At 40.1% G+C, this 17,241-nt stretch carries 19 protein-coding genes; 5 read left to right on the forward strand and 14 right to left on the reverse strand.

Going from position 1 to position 17,241, the window contains the following annotated elements:
• Window positions 1–70: 70 nt before the first annotated feature.
• Together GD441_RS10065 and GD441_RS17730 are read left to right on the forward strand one after the other, a co-directional pair.
• On the forward strand, window positions 71–1,684 hold the full coding sequence (locus GD441_RS10065; RefSeq protein ID WP_153126295.1) for an SWIM zinc finger family protein: 1,614 nt from the start codon (window positions 71–73) through the stop codon (window positions 1,682–1,684).
• Complete coding sequence (locus GD441_RS17730; RefSeq protein WP_153126297.1) at window positions 1,677–4,874, forward strand: DEAD/DEAH box helicase; 3,198 nt, start codon at window positions 1,677–1,679, stop codon at window positions 4,872–4,874. The genes GD441_RS10065 and GD441_RS17730 overlap by 8 nt, the downstream gene beginning before the upstream one ends.
• A 73-nt stretch (window positions 4,875–4,947) precedes the next feature.
• Here GD441_RS17730 and GD441_RS10075 read toward each other — a convergent pair whose 3' ends face one another.
• Entirely contained in the window at window positions 4,948–5,400 is a 453-nt protein-coding gene (locus GD441_RS10075) for a hypothetical protein (RefSeq protein WP_153126299.1), read from the reverse strand.
• A gap of 229 nt (window positions 5,401–5,629) precedes the next feature.
• On the opposite strand from GD441_RS10075, the gene GD441_RS10080 reads away from it, so the two are divergent.
• Together GD441_RS10080 and GD441_RS10085 are read left to right on the forward strand one after the other, a co-directional pair.
• Window positions 5,630–6,337: a DNA alkylation repair protein gene (locus GD441_RS10080; RefSeq protein WP_153126301.1), complete on the forward strand. Its 708-nt coding sequence runs from the start codon at window positions 5,630–5,632 to the stop codon at window positions 6,335–6,337.
• Between the two features lie 213 nt (window positions 6,338–6,550).
• Complete coding sequence (locus tag GD441_RS10085; protein WP_153126303.1) at window positions 6,551–6,736, forward strand: hypothetical protein; 186 nt, start codon at window positions 6,551–6,553, stop codon at window positions 6,734–6,736.
• A 31-nt stretch (window positions 6,737–6,767) separates the two neighbouring features.
• Here the strand turns inward: GD441_RS10085 and GD441_RS10090 are convergent, their stop codons facing one another.
• The 4 genes from GD441_RS10090 to ssb form a co-directional block, all read right to left on the reverse strand.
• On the reverse strand, window positions 6,768–7,874 hold the full coding sequence (locus GD441_RS10090) for an RNA-guided endonuclease TnpB family protein (protein WP_153126305.1): 1,107 nt from the start codon (window positions 7,872–7,874) through the stop codon (window positions 6,768–6,770).
• Window positions 7,875–7,885: 11 nt separating this feature from the next.
• Window positions 7,886–8,284 carry an IS200/IS605 family transposase gene (gene tnpA, locus GD441_RS10095; RefSeq protein ID WP_153126307.1) on the reverse strand — a complete coding sequence of 133 codons (399 nt, stop codon included), beginning with the start codon at window positions 8,282–8,284 and terminating at the stop codon, window positions 7,886–7,888.
• 168 nt (window positions 8,285–8,452) lie between these two features.
• Window positions 8,453–8,722: a tol-pal system YbgF family protein gene (locus GD441_RS10100; protein ID WP_153126309.1), complete on the reverse strand. Its 270-nt coding sequence runs from the start codon at window positions 8,720–8,722 to the stop codon at window positions 8,453–8,455.
• A gap of 52 nt (window positions 8,723–8,774) precedes the next feature.
• Window positions 8,775–9,134 carry a single-stranded DNA-binding protein gene (ssb, locus tag GD441_RS10105; RefSeq protein WP_153126310.1) on the reverse strand — a complete coding sequence of 120 codons (360 nt, stop codon included), beginning with the start codon at window positions 9,132–9,134 and terminating at the stop codon, window positions 8,775–8,777.
• A 342-nt stretch (window positions 9,135–9,476) separates the two neighbouring features.
• Between ssb and GD441_RS10110 the strand changes: the two genes are divergently transcribed.
• On the forward strand, window positions 9,477–9,911 hold the full coding sequence (locus tag GD441_RS10110; RefSeq protein ID WP_153126312.1) for a YwpF family protein: 435 nt from the start codon (window positions 9,477–9,479) through the stop codon (window positions 9,909–9,911).
• A gap of 79 nt (window positions 9,912–9,990) precedes the next feature.
• Here the strand turns inward: GD441_RS10110 and GD441_RS10115 are convergent, their stop codons facing one another.
• From GD441_RS10115 to GD441_RS10155, 9 genes are all read right to left on the reverse strand, one after another.
• Window positions 9,991–10,245, reverse strand: a complete 255-nt coding sequence (locus GD441_RS10115; RefSeq protein WP_225434197.1) for a hypothetical protein — start codon at window positions 10,243–10,245, stop codon at window positions 9,991–9,993.
• 426 nt (window positions 10,246–10,671) lie between these two features.
• Window positions 10,672–11,109 carry a 3-hydroxyacyl-ACP dehydratase FabZ gene (gene fabZ, locus GD441_RS10120; RefSeq protein WP_153126314.1) on the reverse strand — a complete coding sequence of 146 codons (438 nt, stop codon included), beginning with the start codon at window positions 11,107–11,109 and terminating at the stop codon, window positions 10,672–10,674.
• A 104-nt stretch (window positions 11,110–11,213) separates the two neighbouring features.
• On the reverse strand, window positions 11,214–11,471 hold the full coding sequence (locus tag GD441_RS10125; protein WP_153126315.1) for a DNA-directed RNA polymerase subunit beta: 258 nt from the start codon (window positions 11,469–11,471) through the stop codon (window positions 11,214–11,216).
• Window positions 11,472–11,486: 15 nt separating this feature from the next.
• Window positions 11,487–12,335 carry a flagellar hook-basal body protein gene (locus tag GD441_RS10130; protein WP_153126316.1) on the reverse strand — a complete coding sequence of 283 codons (849 nt, stop codon included), beginning with the start codon at window positions 12,333–12,335 and terminating at the stop codon, window positions 11,487–11,489.
• A gap of 25 nt (window positions 12,336–12,360) precedes the next feature.
• Window positions 12,361–13,200 carry a flagellar hook-basal body protein gene (locus GD441_RS10135; protein WP_153126317.1) on the reverse strand — a complete coding sequence of 280 codons (840 nt, stop codon included), beginning with the start codon at window positions 13,198–13,200 and terminating at the stop codon, window positions 12,361–12,363.
• A 303-nt stretch (window positions 13,201–13,503) separates the two neighbouring features.
• Entirely contained in the window at window positions 13,504–14,016 is a 513-nt protein-coding gene (locus GD441_RS10140) for a hypothetical protein (RefSeq protein WP_153126318.1), read from the reverse strand.
• Between the two features lie 308 nt (window positions 14,017–14,324).
• Complete coding sequence (mreB, locus tag GD441_RS10145) at window positions 14,325–15,326, reverse strand: rod shape-determining protein (protein WP_153126361.1); 1,002 nt, start codon at window positions 15,324–15,326, stop codon at window positions 14,325–14,327.
• Between the two features lie 572 nt (window positions 15,327–15,898).
• Complete coding sequence (gene spoIIID, locus GD441_RS10150; RefSeq protein ID WP_153126319.1) at window positions 15,899–16,168, reverse strand: sporulation transcriptional regulator SpoIIID; 270 nt, start codon at window positions 16,166–16,168, stop codon at window positions 15,899–15,901.
• 362 nt (window positions 16,169–16,530) lie between these two features.
• A complete protein-coding gene (locus tag GD441_RS10155) occupies window positions 16,531–17,193 on the reverse strand; it encodes a 3'-5' exonuclease (RefSeq protein WP_153126320.1) in 663 nt (220 codons plus the stop codon).
• Between the last annotated feature and the right edge of the window lie 48 nt (window positions 17,194–17,241).

Consider the following 17,241-nt stretch of genomic DNA (forward strand, 5'->3'; position numbering starts at 1 on the left):
CAAGATTTCGACTTTGTAACGGTTTCATAATAGAAGAATGTTTTTTCGGAAAGGTTCGGAGGTGTAAGAGTTGGCGATTGAAGAATTGTTGTTTTTTGCTGAGGAGCTAAGCGATACACTAAGCCCGAAGCTGGCAGATGATGTGGTTGCAGTTCAGCGCGGTCTCGTGCTTTACAGACAAGAGCTCGTTTATAAACTGACAATGAATGCGGATTTCATAAGGGCTACTGTCCAGGATGTTACGCCTGTTCAAGTGGAGCTTGATTTACTAGCACCCGCTAACGGTTCATGTACGTGCAAGCAAGACTTCATCTGCCGCCATCAAATGGCTGTCTTCTTTTCTGCTTATGAACAGGTTGGGAGCGTTAGCGAATGGGTGACCACGTGGAAAAATGGGAAGAAGCCTACAAGCCTTGTGTCACAGGAAATCCAGCTACAAAAAGCGAGGGACCTTCTTTCTAAAACCCAAACCTTAGAACGGAGCTATGAGGCATGGAAGGAATTCGCAGCGGATTGCTATAAAAGGCATATTATTGAAAACCTTCATATACCGTCTTATTTTATCCAAAATAAATGGGACCTTTTGATGCAGAACATTGGGGCAAAGGCTCCTTTTGAACAAGAATGGAAGGCCATGTACCGCTTTGTGACAAACTTTCAGATCTTCTTGATGATGTCTGAAACGATCCAAAGTGCAAACATACCGTATGCTACAAAAAGCTTCTTGCATTATAAATCAGAAGGTATTAACGAACGAATACACGATGCCATTCAAGTGCTTACAAGACAAGCTCGTCCGTTTGCGTTCGATGCTTTCTTTGAGGGCATCAAAAAGGACACAGAACGGCTGACAATCGGTGTTGATGGCTTGGAGTACGAAAAAGTCGATTTGTACCGCACGATTTGGAGCTTTTTATTAAAGAATAAGGATTGGCGGCAGGAAGAATTAAAAAAGCTTGAAGAAAAGCTTAGCGACATTCCGAAAGAAAAGACAAACACCTACATGATTGCTGCAATTCACCTATCCCTTTTAAATGATAAAGATGAGCAAGCCGTATCCTTACTCTCTCAGCTCGGACCAGATGCCTGTCCATACCTATATTACTGGATTCAACGTCTTAACGATTTAGACCATGAAATGCGGGCGCTTCCTTTTATTGAGTTCTTAAATCAGAACTTAAAGGAATTTTTAAAGAAGCTTGACAATTATTATGAAGCAGCAGATTTTGTTCGGACGATTGCTTCTCCGATCCAGATTTTCTGTCACAAAACCAACCGGATCGATCTACTGGAAAAATTTTTTCAAATAAGCCTTCCTTATAGTTTTTACCTGTATGCCAATTATTTGCTTGTTAACGGACAATATCGAAAATGGGTAGAGCTGCAAATTATTGTCGGCTTAGATCCTGATCGGATTAGCTCGGAGGTTTTAAAGAAAATCCAAGCTCATGATCCCGCTCTGCTTTTGCCGATTTATCACCGGCTTGTTGCGGATGCCATTCTTTTGAAAAATCGCCAAAGCTATAAAAAGGCTGTCCGTTATTTGAAAAAATTGCGAACCATTTATAAAAAATTGAAGCGGGAAAATGCTTGGGAAAGCTATATCGATAATCTTCAATCTTCAACCCGAAGAATGCGGGCTTTTCAAGAAGAATTGCAAAGGGGAAAGCTAATTCATGTATAGTAAGTTGATTGTTCATACTGCCCTGATGGAAGATGGACGATATGTATTGACGGCAACAGACGTGGAAGGATTTGTGATTGAGCCAAAAGCTTTGGCCAATCTTCTGTTCATTTGGGATGAGGCCAGCTTTTACGGAACGAAGCTTGAAATCAATGATGCTTTAGGCGGAATCGTACTGGATGCCTGGGGAATCGTCTCGCTGTTTTCACAGGACAGCTTTCCTTCCTTAGTAGACTGGGAATGGGATGAGTTTTCGTTTTTATTTTTATCAACTGCTCCCGTGCTTTATGATTCGATTAAGAGCGGGGTACCAATCCCGGATTTCTCCAGCCTTCAGTCTGAACAGATTGGCTGGCAGCTCCCTAAGCAGGTGCTCGAAGAGTTTGAGCCCGATTTTTGGAAAAATTCCATCGTGTTCTCAAACGATGAAGAACTGCCAACCAAAGACTTCATTCATACGCTCTATAATCAAGCCGCTGATACTTATTTGAAAAGCTTTGCTCCTAATCATGAAAAATGGGAAGCCGCTCTAAGCGCCCTAAAAAAATCGCAGCTGACTTCAGAGGAGCTGCAGGAGTTTTTTACCGAGGAACGCTGGAGCAAATGGATTGGAGTACAGGAGGATCCTAAGCCTTTTACGGCTGGTCTTCGTCTGATCGAACCGTTGGATGGAGAAGGACCTTGGGAGCTGGAAATCATTTTGCGTTCTAAAAAGGACGAAACGGACATTCACGTGTATGGAAAAGAAAAAAAGCTGCCGCGCGGCTGGAAGGCTCATTTACATGCAGTTGAAGAAGAAATCCAGGGCTGGTTGAGTCTGATTCCTTGGCTAGGTACGAACGGACAAATCAAGCAGGAATTGAGCGAAGCGGAAGCTTGGGATTTTTTAACCGAAGCAAGTGAAAAGCTGCTGTTCCTGGGTGCGGAAATCCTGCTTCCATCCTGGTGGAACGCGATCAAAGAGTCGCAGCTTAAGGTCAAGGCTCGGGTAAAAAGCCAATCAACAAGAGGACCTTCCTATGTCGGCTTGAACGCGTTGATGGATTTTGATTGGCGAATTTCGATGAATGGCGCTGATTTAACCGAGGAGGAATTCCAGCAGCTTGTTTCGGATAAGAGAAGGCTCGTCTATATAAAAGGCCAGTGGGTCAAGCTCGATCCTTCTTTAATCAAGCAAATACAGGAGCTCATGAAAACGGCAGACAATAAAGGCATTCCTTTAAGCGAGCTGTTTTATCAAGAGCTGCTTCAAGAAGAAGTGATGGAGGATGAGGAAGAGGATCTCTCCGACTTCATGAAAATTCAGTTTGAGCTGAACAAGGATTTAAAAAAGCTGATGGCCTCTTTGCGAGAGGTAAAATCGATCCCGATGCAGGAAGCTCCTCCTTCCTTTCAGGGCTCCCTGCGCCCTTACCAGGTTCAAGGCTTAAGCTGGCTACTGTATTTGCGCAAGCACGGGTTTGGAGCCTGCTTGGCTGATGATATGGGGCTTGGAAAAACCGTTCAGGTGATCAGCTACCTGTTGTCGGTTAAAGAGCAAGAGGACTTGGAGGCGGTCGACACTTCCGTCTCCGCCAAAAAAGACGAAGCAGCTGCTGATCCTTTATTGCCAGTTAATACGTCAAAACATGTTGCTGATCCTTCCTTGCCAGTCAAGAAAGAGGAAGCAGCTGCCGTTACTTCATTGCCAGTCAAAAAAGACGAATCAGCTGCCATTACTTCATTGCCAACTAAAAATGCTGAAACGGGTGATGTCTCTTCCTTGCCAACTAAAAATGCTGAAACGGATGCTGTCTCTTCCTTGCCAACCAAAAATGCTGAAACGGATGCTGTCTCTTCCTTGCCGGCCAAAAATGCCGAAACGGATGCTGTCTCTTCCTTGCCAAGCAAAAATGCCGAAACGGGGGCTGTCTCTTCCCTACCGGCCAAAAAAGCAGCACTCATTGTATGTCCAACTTCTGTGCTCGGAAACTGGCAGCGGGAGCTTGAAAAGTTTGCTCCAAGCTTAAAGGTGTATTTACATTATGGGAGCAATCGCGTTAAAGGCGAGGATTTTGCTGACTTTGTCGGCGGGTATGATGTTGTGCTCACCACATACGGCATGACGCATGGCGATTTTGAGGAGCTTTCCTCCGTTTATTGGAGCAGTGTCATTTTGGATGAAGCGCAAAATATCAAAAATGCTAGTACGAAGCAGTCGCGGGCTGCCCGGAAATTAAAGGGGCGCCATCACATTGCGTTGACCGGAACACCGATGGAGAACAGGCTGAGCGAGCTTTGGGCGATTTTTGATTTTATTAATAAGGGGTATCTCGGTACGCTTCGACAATTTCAGGAAAAATACGTGGCAAGCATTGAACGGGATCAAGAAACGGAAAAAATTAAAGATCTACAGAGATTGATTCAGCCGTTTTTATTGCGCCGGACGAAAAAAGACAAAGACGTAGCACTGAATCTACCAGACAAACTTGAGCAAAAAGAGTTTGTGCCACTGACCTCGGAGCAGGCCTCCCTTTACGAACAGCTGCTGAAGGATACATTTGCTCAGATCGACAAGTTGTCCACATTTGAACGTAAGGGTGTCATTTTGCAAATGCTCACGAAGCTTAAGCAGATTTGTAATCATCCTGCCCTATACCTGAAGGAGGAGAAGGTGGCTTTTGCACGGGAGCGTTCAGCTAAGCTAGATAAGCTGTTTGAACTGATGGATGCTGTGATGGAGCAAAATGAAAGCAGCTTGATCTTCACGCAATATATCGGGATGGGCGAAATGATCCAAAGTCTCTTTGAGCAGCATTACGGGATAAAGGTGCCTTTTTTAAATGGAAGCGTGTCGAAAAATGCGCGTGATGAGATGATTAGCCGCTTTCAAAATGGTGAATTTCCGATTTTTATCCTGTCTTTGAAGGCTGGGGGCACCGGATTAAACTTGACAGCTGCAAACCACGTCATCCATTATGATCGCTGGTGGAATCCTGCTGTTGAAAACCAAGCAACAGATCGGGCGTACCGGATTGGGCAAAAGAGGTTTGTCCACGTGCACAAGCTGATTTGCACTGGAACGTTAGAGGAAAAAATCGATCAAATGCTAGATAAAAAACAAGCTTTGAATGATGAGATTATTCAAAGTGATAACTGGATTACAGAGCTTTCGACAGAAGAAATAAAGGAATTGGTCGCTTTAACTTAGGGTTGATAATGCAAGTGAGCTCTTCATTTAAAGGTTGATAAATAAGGGCATCACTTGCATTTTTTTGTAAGCCTTACTCCTCAACCCTTTGATAACCGTTATTCGAAGAGGGTGCCTTTTTCTTTACAGCCTTCACTTCCTGCTTCGGCTTTATATGAACAAAAAAGTTGATTTTATTATCCTCTTTAATCATGATGTACGGGAGGATCTCCGTGAGGCTGGAGTTATTTTTTTTGTATTGCGCTGAGTTTTCTTTCAGAATTAGCTGACCAGGGTTAAGCAAGATCTTCATTTCTGTCTGTTGATTCTTTTCGTTTAAGAAGGTAAAAATGTTTTCATCCTGTAGTTGGTATTGACAATATTGGCCTTTCTGATCTGGGGTGTAATGAAGAAACTGTAGTGCATCGTAGAATGTTGGTGATTTAACAAGAGGAGAACGGTCTTTCTTTTCTTCAGTAAGAAAAATAATGGACGGGGTTTTCTTTATCATTCGTCTTATAATTTTATGTAAGCGATGATATTCCATAAAATTTTCTTTAACCTCCTATTAATTCCTTTTCTTCCCAAATCCAATAATTCGGTTCATTTTCTTCAAAATCCTTTCTTTTTTTACAAATTTTTAATGTATGTTACTTTTTGTCACAATTTGTTCAAAGTGTGCTTTGGTTGAGAAAGTGCAGCCTAAAGGAAAATACGGTTTCCATGAAGAAAATAGAATAAAAGAGAGAAAAATCAATCTTAAGAAGGTGAAAAACATGACTTTAGAAGAAATGATGAAGAAGCTTGAAGAATTGGGCAATGAACAAACAAAAAACACGTATTTGCGCCACGGTGCGAAAGAGCCTCTTTTTGGAGTGAAAATTGGGGATTTGAAAAAGCTCGTCAAATATGTAAAAAAAGACCACGAGCTGGCGCTTGCTCTGTATGAAACGGGTAATCATGATGCGATGTACCTTGCCGGACTTTCTGTCGATCCAAAGAAAATAAGCAAGGAAACCTTACAGACCTGGGTTGAAAAAGCCAACTGGTATATGGTAGCAGAATATACCGTTGCAGGTGTAGCAGCTGAAAGCAAATATGCTTTAGAATTAGCCAGGGAGTGGATGAAATCTGAGAGTGAAATGATTGCAACATGCGGGTGGAGCACCTATAGCAACTATATTTCCATAACCCCGGATGAAAAATTGGACTTAGATGAAATCCGAAGCCTATTAAAGCAGGTGAAAAACACCATTCATGAAGAAAAAAATCGAGTCCGTTATACAATGAATACCTTTGTTATTGCCGTCGGTGCTTACATTCAGGAGCTATCCGACGAAGCCAAACAAGTCGCCGAAAAAATCGGAAAGGTGCATGTTGACGTTGGACAGACAGCCTGTAAAGTGCCTTTAGCAACTGAATATATTAAGAAAATTGAAGACAAAGGAAAAATTGGCGCAAAGAAGAAGACTTGTATTTGTTAAATGAAAGACCTAAGCGGGTAAAAAAACAGACTGCATTTGCAGTCTGTCAGATTTGAGGATCGGCTGAGGCATCATTCTTTCTCTAGAGGAGTTAAGGGGAAACTAATTCGGGGAGTAATGAAGAGCAGAATGGGACTGCTCTTTCTTAGGTGCAATTGGTTTTCTAAAGGGACGAACATTGGGTTCATGCCTTTTTCAATGTGAGTGCACTCATTGGAAAGCAAGTCTCCTCATTTAAGCGAAAATTCCTTTGATTTAAGCGAAAAGACCGATGATTTAAGCGAAAACTCTTTTGATTTAAGCGAAACATCCCATGATGTGAACTACCCACCACCTACGCTTCGCTTAGAGGTGGGGGCTTCTAAGGTAGTCGCACCTAACGGTACGAAATTCACTTAGCTATCGAGCCTGTTCCATGCTCTATTTATGATTATACTAACAGTCGCAATCCTTCACGCTTGATATTGATAGAAGCATTCCAATCACGGTCTGCCACAAAACCACAATCACAGCGAAATGTACGCTCAGAAAGAGACAGAGACTCCTTTACTTGACCACAACATGAGCAAGTTTTGGATGATGGAAACCACTTATCTATTTTGATAAGCTTTTTCCCTTGCTCCTCTAGCTTGTACTGGAGAAATGTCGTGAACATATCCCATGCGTTATCAGTAACGCTTTTACCGAAGTTGAGGGCTTGTGACATTCCTTTCATGTTGAGGTCTTCGATAACCACGCAGTCGTACTGTTTCGCTAATTTGTGCGATTCCTTATGAAGAAAGTCCTTACGTTGGTTTGCAATCCTTTCATGTAGCATCGCTACTTTCAAGCGTTGTTTGTGCCAACGATTAGAGTATTTCTTTCTGCGTGATAGAATACGCTGTTCCTTCACTAATTTCCCCAAGGCTTGGCGATAGAAACGGGGGTAATTGGCTGTCTTACCTTCTTCACTATCGACAAATAAACCGTTCATGGAAAAATCTAAGCCAACAACAGCTTGTACTTCTTTTTGTACAGGTTGATGTTCATATTCAGTAAGAATAGAAACATAGTATTTTCCTGTTTTTGTTCGAGAAATGGTGCATGACTTAATGACATGATGTGACGGAATTTCTCGATGTTGTTTGATTTTGATACATTTGAGTTTTGGTAATTTGATATAGCCATCCAAAAGCATAATGTTTCCGTTGACCACGTTGGTTGTGTAGGATTGTCTTGTCTTACGTTTTTTGAACTTCGGAAATTCAGCACGACCAGAAAAGAAGTTTTTGAATGCCTTCTGCAAATTGAGTTGAGCGTTTGCCAACGCAAGGCTATCGACTTCTTTGAGCCATGCAAACTCCTTTTTGTACTTGGCAGGAGTCGGGAATTTTTGCATTTTCAAGGTTTCTTTATCGTCCTTGAACTTCTCATATGTTTCCTTTCGTTCAGCCAACATTTTATTGTAGACGAAACGAACGCAACCGAAGGTTTTCACAAGAAATTGCTCTTGTTCTTGTGTTGGGTACAGACGAAATTTATATGCTTTGTTTGCCATATCGAATCACCTCACTTCATCCCTTGATTTTCTATATACTGCTTTATCACTTCAATAGACGCACCACCCGTTGTAAGTAAGCAAAAGCTTCTTGACCAAAAATACTCTTTCCAAAGTTTTCTTTTCACTTGTGGATAATGCTTTTTGATAAGTCGAGAACTTGCACTTTTATAGGCATTGATGAACTTTGATAGTTCACTATTCGGATGTGCTTTGAACAAAATATGCACATGGTCAATATCATGATTCCATTCGACCAAGGAAATATTGTAATTTTCACCCAGTCGAACAAACATATCTTTTGCATAGTTAGATATGGTATCATCAATCACTTGTCTGCGATATTTTACGACCAGAACAAGATGATAGTACAACATGAACACTGAATGATTATTGTTGTCTAATTTCATTGATATAACAGCCTTTCATTTATATAATACTGATTATATCATATCACAAAAAAGACAACTTTAGGCTACACCTAACCGAAATTCATCTCCCACTTTCACTGGTGCTGACGCACCTTCACGTTTAGAAGTGGGAGACTTCTTTCGGAGGGAAGTTAAAAGTGGACTTTTCTAATGAGGCTGTCTAGGTTGGAGAATCATGTGTTTGGAACGGAGGTGACGAGATGATTCAGGATTCTGCGTTAGGCTTTCCAGCTTGTGAAGCAAGACTGTTTGGTTTTCTTCAATACGGGCAATGGCATATTTCAGCAATGATAATTCCTTTCGAATGGAGGAGATTTCTTCTTCCCTTTGACTAAGTTTTTCTTGGTTCTTTGCAATTAATCGGATCAAAGTTGATATGATCTCTTCTAATCGAATGATTTTCTCTTCGTTTTTCATCTCACAAACTACCCTCCCTCTGTCTACATAAACGCTTACTCATGAGCGGAGCCTATACCCTTGCAAGCTCTTGTGTTCTTTCGGAACTAGAAGGCTTCGGGCCAACAAACTTCAATCCCTCTGCCACCACTTCGGTTACATAAACCTTTTTTCCTTCTTGATTTTCGTAATTTCTCGTTTGGAGTCGGCCAGTAATGCCGATGAGAGATCCTTTTTTACAGTATTGGACCAGGTTTTCTGCCATTTTTCTCCATACGGTACACTGCACAAAGTCAGCATCGAATTCCCCTTCACCATTTCTGTAATTACGGTTCACAGCCAAAATAACGTTAGATACAGCCCTGCCTTCAGGAGTAAATCTTAGCTCAGGATCTTTTGTCAGCCTTCCAACCAGCACTACTTGATTAATCATGTATCTCATCTCCTTTTATAAAGATGTACTTATCGTACATCCAAAGGAAATTGTTGTAAAACAGCTGAAAAATTTCATTTTCGACCCTTTTCATTAGAAAAATGGATTTTTCCTATAAGAGAAAATTGGGATTTAACACGATTTACTCAAAGGAAAACGACGCTCGATATTTTTTTATTTTTCTACGTGATATTTTTCGACAAAGCCTCTTAATGGATGATGCCATTTCTACAGATTTCCTTATTTTTTAACAAATTCCTTTGTTTGGTCATGTGAAAAATTGAATATGATATAATTAAGGCAATGTTTTAGACGGTACCTGAAAAGAATGGAGGGAAAGACGTGAAATCATTTAAACTTGTATCTTTACAGCTTGTCTTAGACAAACATCAGCTAGAGGATGTAAATCTATTGGACGGATTAATTATTAACAAGGAAGACGAGCATAACCGGTGGCTAATTGAAGCTTTCGTGACAAGTGGAGAATATGAAAAGTTCAAAACGTATTTTTCCAGAACGGATGATTTAACGATCCAGGCTATCATTACGAAAAGGGAAAACGACCCAGCCACCTTCCTCACAAAAATACTTCATATAAAAGAAGTGGAAGATTGCTATAGTATTTTATTTGAGGGCACTTTAAAAAAATTAAAAGTCGAATACGCAGAATTACTGTTACAAAATTTATTGCAGCGAGGCTTATCTGGACTCGAGCTGCTTCAGGAGTTTAAAGAAAAACTCAGAGTCCGACCGAAAATTACAGAATTGAAAAAATAACAAGAGATTAAGTGAATATATCTTATTATCTTCGTCTAAAAAACAGGAGCCTATTTCAGCTCCTGTTTTTTTAAAAAAATTATTCGTCTCTGTTATCTGCATCTTTACGATCATTTTCGTCTTCAATGACGTCTTCTTGAGGCGTGTTTTGGTCATTAACTGGATCATTATTATCATTAACGTTTTGATCCGTATTCTCGTCCGTCACACCGTTGTCTCCGTCGTTATCGTTATCCATATTATCTTGCGTGTCTTGGTCTTGTACATTTGTGTCGTCTTCAGGCGGCGGCTCGTTATCAGTAGCGCAGCCCATTAATAACATTGCTGACAGCACAGAACCCCCGATTAGAGAAAGTAGCTTTTTATTCATGATACAGCACCTCCTTTGATGTTGTTTAGACCTGATTTGGTGGTCAATGGTATTTTGCCCGAACTATGAAAAATGTTACATAAAACAAAAATTTATTTTTATCAGAAAAGCGGAAAGCGCCTACTTAACTTTGACAAGAAAAAGCGCAAAAAAATAGATCAAGCAAATGCTTGATCTTTCCATAAGGGAGAATGATATGGCTTACCAACCATCATATCATTATTAAAATATAAGCTCTTAAAAATAATGTTTAAAGAGCAATGTATATTATATATGCATTTTGACGATTTTCAATCCATTAAGCAACAAAATCATTCTACAGACCCTCTTGTTTCCATACATTTCATTTAGTATAGGACCTGTATGGCTGCCAAATTGGAAAAATGTATGTTATTCCTCTTTCTTTGCACCTAATGCGAAAGTAATCTCTGTTTCGCAGGCAATTTCTCCATCAACTGTAGCAACAGCTTTACCCTTTCCGATTGAGCCTCTTAAGCGGACCATTTCGACTTCAAGTCGCAGCTGGTCGCCAGGTTTCACTTGTCTTTTGAAACGACAATTGTCAATGCCTGCAAAAAAAGCGATGCGACCTCTATTTTCTTCTTTAATCAGGATGGCTGCTGCGCCAACTTGTGCTAGGGCTTCAACAATTAGTACACCAGGCATGACCGGATAATCCGGAAAATGGCCGTTGAAAAACTCTTCATTCGCTGAAACGTTTTTAATTCCTACTGCTCTTTTTCCTTCCTCGAGCTCGATAATCTTATCGACTAATAGAAAAGGGTAGCGATGAGGAATGATTTCTTTAATTTGTGTAATATCGTACATGGTTTTACCTCCTATGTATTCTCTTTCTATCCTACCATTTTTTTCGAGATGAATTCCTGTTCTTATGAAAAAATCTCTGCAGAATTTGCTCTGCAGAGAAGATTTTACGATTCTTTTTTTACCAAATCTACAATATGCACCCATGTGTCTTTTTTGAAGACATCTAGAGCCTTACCATCTCCAAACACACTGTAGCCTACAACTAAGCCGATTGCTGCAGAAATGACAATCAATAAGGCAATCATGATGATTCTAAGCCAGATCGGAATAAGTCGAATACGGATTTTTCTCTTTTGTTCAGGCTGCTTCTCACCTGACAGTTCTTTTTTATATTCTTCTCTAGTTAAACTTTTTTGTTCCACTAGTACATACTCCTTTTAACGAATTCCGTTAATTAACCCCATCATTTGATCAGCAAGCGTTACAGAACGTGCTTGAAATTGATAATGGCGCTGCAGGTTGATTAAATCTGTCATTTCCTTTGACATATCGACATTGGAAGCTTCAAGCGTTCTTTGCTGTAAGGCAATATTTTGACGAAGGCCACCGTTCAGGTCTGTGTAGATGGCGTCTTCTTCAATGCCAAGCTCGTCTGCCTCATTGGATAGACCAAGCGTGTTGTTCATCTTTTGTTCTAAGTATTGCGGTTTTTTTACCGATACGATACCAAGAGAAAAAGTTTGTTTCTGAAGATTGTCCTTTTCGACGATTAGTTCACCATGCTCTGTAAACGTAATATTTTTCACGCTGCCTGTTACGATGATTGGTTGGTTAAACTCATCCAATATTGGATAACCGCTGCTTGTAACTAGCATGAGGTTATTGGATCCTGGCGCTACGGGATTTAAATAAAAAGCTCCGTCTCTTGTTAGGTGAATCGCCTCACGATTGTTTTCCGTCACACGGACTTTGAAAAACAAATCTTCTTTCGTCAAAGCCACATCTAAGTCCCGTCCTGTCGGCTTTAGACTGCCTTGAGCAAGAACAAGCTTGGTCTGGCTTAGTTTTGCTCCAACACCCTGTCTAATTCCATTCGGCGTTAATCGGCCGATTTCCCGATTGCTATGTATTTGATTATTGAATTCTTGAAACAAAAGCTCGTTAAAATACGTTTCTTTTCTTTTAAAGCCGTTCGTTTGGACATTTGCCAGGTTATGGCCGATGATATCCATTTTATGCTGAAGCTGACTCATTGTATTCGTTGCCGTAATCATGGTACGATTCATGTATTAAATCCCTCCAAAGGGCTTATTATCCGATTCTTCCAATTTCATTGACCGTTTTTTCAAGACTTTTATCATATGCTTGAAGCACCTTTTGGTTTGCTTCGAAAGCTCGATAGGCAGTTAGCATGTCTGTCATGGTACGTGCTGTATCCACATTCGATTGTTCGATATAGCCTTGCTGAAGCTTAAACTGAACGTTTGCGTTATTAAAAGCATTGGCTAAAGGTTGGCCATCTTCCGTTCTGTATAAGCCGTCCCCTTCTTTTATTAAACGATAGGGATTATCCGCGTAGGCCACTGACAGACGAGCAACAGGCTGGTTATTTTCTAAAATAATACCATTTTCATCCACAACAAACTGATCGCTGTTCAACTGGATTCTGTTGCCTTGATCATCCAGTACGTAATATCCGCTCGACGTCGTCAAAAAGCCCTGCTGGTCCAACGTAAAGTTTCCATTCCGAGTATATCTTTCTTCTCCATTCGCATTCATTACTGTAAAAAATACTGTCCCACGCTTCCCGTTTTCCTCATTAACAGGAATTTGCAAATCCACTAAAGCAATATCGGTCTTTTTGTCCGTAGCTATGATATCCCCTTGTCTAAAAGCAGGAATCGCTTCTTGCATATAAACACCTGTATTGAGTCCACCTACAACAGGATTAAAAGGAAGGTTCAATTTCTTTTGCGTTGGCACTGTCACTTGGTCCATTCTTCTTAATAGCATTTCCGGAAATGCGCGGACGCTTGATTGATCCGCCTTAAAGCCTGGAGTGTTAGCGTTCGATAGGTTATTTGTAAGCATTTCCGTTCTGCGCTGCTGTGCAATCATTCCAGAAGCAGCGGTATAAAAGCCTCGTAACATTTGATTCACCTCAATATCGGGAACGGATTCCAGATTCCGTACACATATATAATTCCATTATATACAACTTATCGGTTGAGCACATAGGTTTTTTTACGATATGAGGAAAGATGAAGGCAAAAGGTAGTTATTTTTTTAGGTTTTAAAAGAAGTAGCAGTATTTGATTTTTTATATAGTTATGAATATAAGAGAATAACGGGGGATATTTTTTCTAATGAATCGATATATTCGAATGGCGACCGGATCCTAATGGCCGTTATATTGGAATGACGACCGATATATTGATCGTGATGACCGATATTTTAGAACGACGACCGATATATTGATCCTGATGACCGATATATCGGAATGACGACCGATATATTGATCGTGATGACCGATATTTTAGAACGACGACCGATATATCGAAACGACGACCGATATATTGATCGTGATGACCGATATATCGGAACGACGACCGATATATTGTTCCTGACGACCGATATATCGGAACGACGACCGATATATCGACCCTGATGACCGATATATCGGATCGACGACCGATATATTGATCCTGATGACCGATATATCGGAATGACGACCGATATATTGATCGTGATGACCGATATTTTAGAACGACGACCGATATATTGATCGTGATGACCGATATATCGGAACGACGACCGATATATTGTTCCTGACGACCGATATATCGGAACGACGACCGATATATTGTTCCTGACGACCGATATATCGAAACGACGACCGATATATTGATCGTGATGACCGATATATTGGATCCTGCCTAAAAATAGCAACAGATAAATTTTGTTCATTCAACCCGTTTTCGAGATCATTCAACCCGATCTTGAAATAATTCAACCCATTCTCAAAATAATTCAACCCATTCTTAAGAAAATTCAACCCGATCTCGAAATAATTCAACCCATTCTTAAGAAAATTCAACCCGTTTTTGAATTAATTCAACCCGTTCTCAAAATAATTCAACCCGACTATAATCAGACATACATCTCCTTATCTAATAAAAAACCACAGCTTAATAGCCGTGGTACAACAATTAAAATATTTCTGGTTAATCCTATGAAAAAAGGAGCCCGTTTGAACGGTATCTCCCTTTCATCTATCAGCCAAAACGTCTTTTTGAAATTTTATCCATGTTATCAAGCATAATGCCTGTTCCGATTGCCACGCAGTCCATCGGATTTTCTGCGACCAATACCGGCACTTTTAATTCTTCTGCAAGAAGTTGATCAATTCCGTGAAGCAAAGCTCCTCCGCCTGTTAGAATAACACCGCGATCAATAATGTCTGCAGAGAGTTCAGGTGGTGTACGTTCTAGCACACCCTTTGCAGCTTGAACGATAACAGCAATAGACTCACGTAAAGCTTCTTCAATTTCTTCTGAATGAACAGTAATGGTTCTTGGAAGTCCGGAAACCATGTCACGTCCGCGAATATCAATGGATTCGTTACGGGAACCAGGGAACACAGTTGCAACTTTAATCTTAATATCCTCAGCCGTACGTTCTCCAATGAGAAGCTTATATTTGCGCTTAATATAATTTAGAATCTCATTGTCAAATTTATCTCCGGCCATTTTAATAGAAGCGGAAGTAACGATATCGCCCATTGAAAGGACGGCAATATCCGTTGTACCTCCTCCAATATCAACGACCATGTTTCCGCTCGGTTGGAAAATATCCATTCCCGCACCAATCGCAGCCACTTTTGGCTCTTCTTCTAAATATACCTTTTTACCGCCACTTTTTTCTGCCGCTTCTTTGATCGCTTTTTGCTCAACGCTCGTAATGTTAGTTGGACAGCAAATTAAAATGCGCGGCTTTGAAAGAAAACCTTTTACGTTCAATTTATTAATAAAATGCTTTAACATCGCTTCTGTAATATCAAAATCCGCAATAACACCATCTTTTAAAGGACGAATAGCCACAATATTTCCAGGTGTACGTCCAACCATTCGACGAGCCTCTTCACCTACAGCGAGAACGCGGTTCGTGTTCTTATCGATCGCTACAACAGATGGCTCGTTTAACACAATTCCTTTACCTTTAACATGAATCAACACATTGGCAGTCCCAAGGTCTATTCCAATATCTCTAGCAAGCATGTTAATTTTTTCCTCCTTAAATACGTACATTCAACGAACTTCTGTCCTAATTGTTTATTTTATCACAATATATAAGCCAAAAGTAAGATAAAATTAATTGTTTTAATAATTTTTCTACATATTTTTGAAGGAAAGTTCATGGTCCTTGTAGATGGTCAAGAGGATCGTTCGGTAAACTCCGTTAGCGGGAAACGAGTTCGGTTTCTTCGTACATAAAGGAAAATGGACACCTTCATTAAAGCGGAAAAATTCGTGTTTTTAAGGGAGGAAACCTTGTTTTAGTTGGACAAATCCGTTTTTTTATGCGGATGAATCAATGGTTTAAGCGAAGCTTCTCTCGATTTAAACGAAGCTTCCTTTGATTTGAGACTTCTCTCGATTTAAGCGAAGCTTCCTTTGATTTAAGACTTCTCTCGAATTAAGCGAAACGTCTTTTGATTTAAGCGAGACTTCTCTCGATTTAAGCAAAACTTCTTTTGATTTAAGCGAAAAGCCAGATCTGTTACTTTCATGAAAAAAGACGGGAAGTTGCTTTTTCCCTTCCCGTCTTTTTTGCAGAATCCTTATTCAATTTAGTTCATCAATTCTTCTTTTTCAGGCTTTTGATATTTCATTTTTGTTGCTTCCCCACCACGAAGATGGCGAATGGATTTATGATAATCCAAAATCTCTTTCACTTCGTTTGCCAGCTCTGGATTTATTTCCGGTAGCCGCTCGGTTAAATCTTTGTGGACAGTACTTTTGGATACACCAAACTCCTTCGCTATGACGCGAACCGTTTTTTTTGTCTCCACGATATACTTTCCGATCTTGATAGTTCTTTCTTTGATGTAATCGTGCACACCACTCGACCTCCCCAAATTGGATGTGAGAAGTGTGAAATGAGATTCGCTTATTTGTTTATTTACAACTAATCCTAAAAGGAACAAATAATATATCTTCAACTAAATCTAGAATAGCCACTGACGACTCCTCACCTCAACCACTCTCTTTTTAAGGTTTGTAACATTTTATTAGCTTGGTTCAGGTAATATGCACGAAAAACACAAGAAGGACAAGGTATCCCGATACTTTTTTTCTGAAAATTTATATACATTTCATTTCTTATACTGCTTTGATATAACAGAAGAAGTCGGGAAATAAAATAGGAATGCAAAAAAGAGACTGTTCACTTCACACAGCCTCTTGTAAAAGTAAAATATTTTTACAGCATCAGCCTCATTTGACTGTCCGTTGCTTTTAATAGATCTCCCAATGTTTTGTTGCCGCGGTCGTAGAATAGCATAAGAAGTTCTGCAAAAAGGTAAGCCGTTGTTAATGCATCTCCAATGGCAGAATGCCTTTCATAAATTCTTGTTCCAAAGGCCATTGCATATCTTTCTAAATCCCTCATATCATACGATGGTGCAACATAGCCGATTAAATCTAATGTATCTACGGTGACGGGCTTCTTTAAATTGATTTTTTCCCTTTTTAATTCACTTTTTAAAACGAGCATATCAAAACCGATGTAGTGCCCTACTAAACCTACACTTTCCGTTTCTTCAATGTATTCCATAAAGCTGGTGATTGCTTCTAGAGATTTAGGCGCTCCTGCTACCCTTTCATTCGAAATTTTTGTTAACTCGGTTATTTCCCGAGAAATTTGTCGATTCGGGTTAACGTATGTCTGAAATTGTCTCTGTTCTACTACTTCAAAGCCTTTGACCTGGACAGCACCAATTTCAATAAGCCGATCCTCCGTCGCCACTTGAAAGCCTGTAGTCTCTGTATCGAAAACAACGAAGCTTACATCCTGAATGGGTGTTGAAAGTGGCAGCTTATCGTTTATTAGTGGACATGAAACGTTTTTTCTAAGAAAAAATATATTCCTCTCCTCCCCTTCTGTAGCCGGTGAGTTGTAATCGTTTGCTCC

Source organism: Peribacillus tepidiphilus, assembly GCF_009466385.1.
Classification (GTDB): Bacteria; Bacillota; Bacilli; order Bacillales; family DSM-1321; genus Bacillus_BN; species Bacillus_BN tepidiphilus.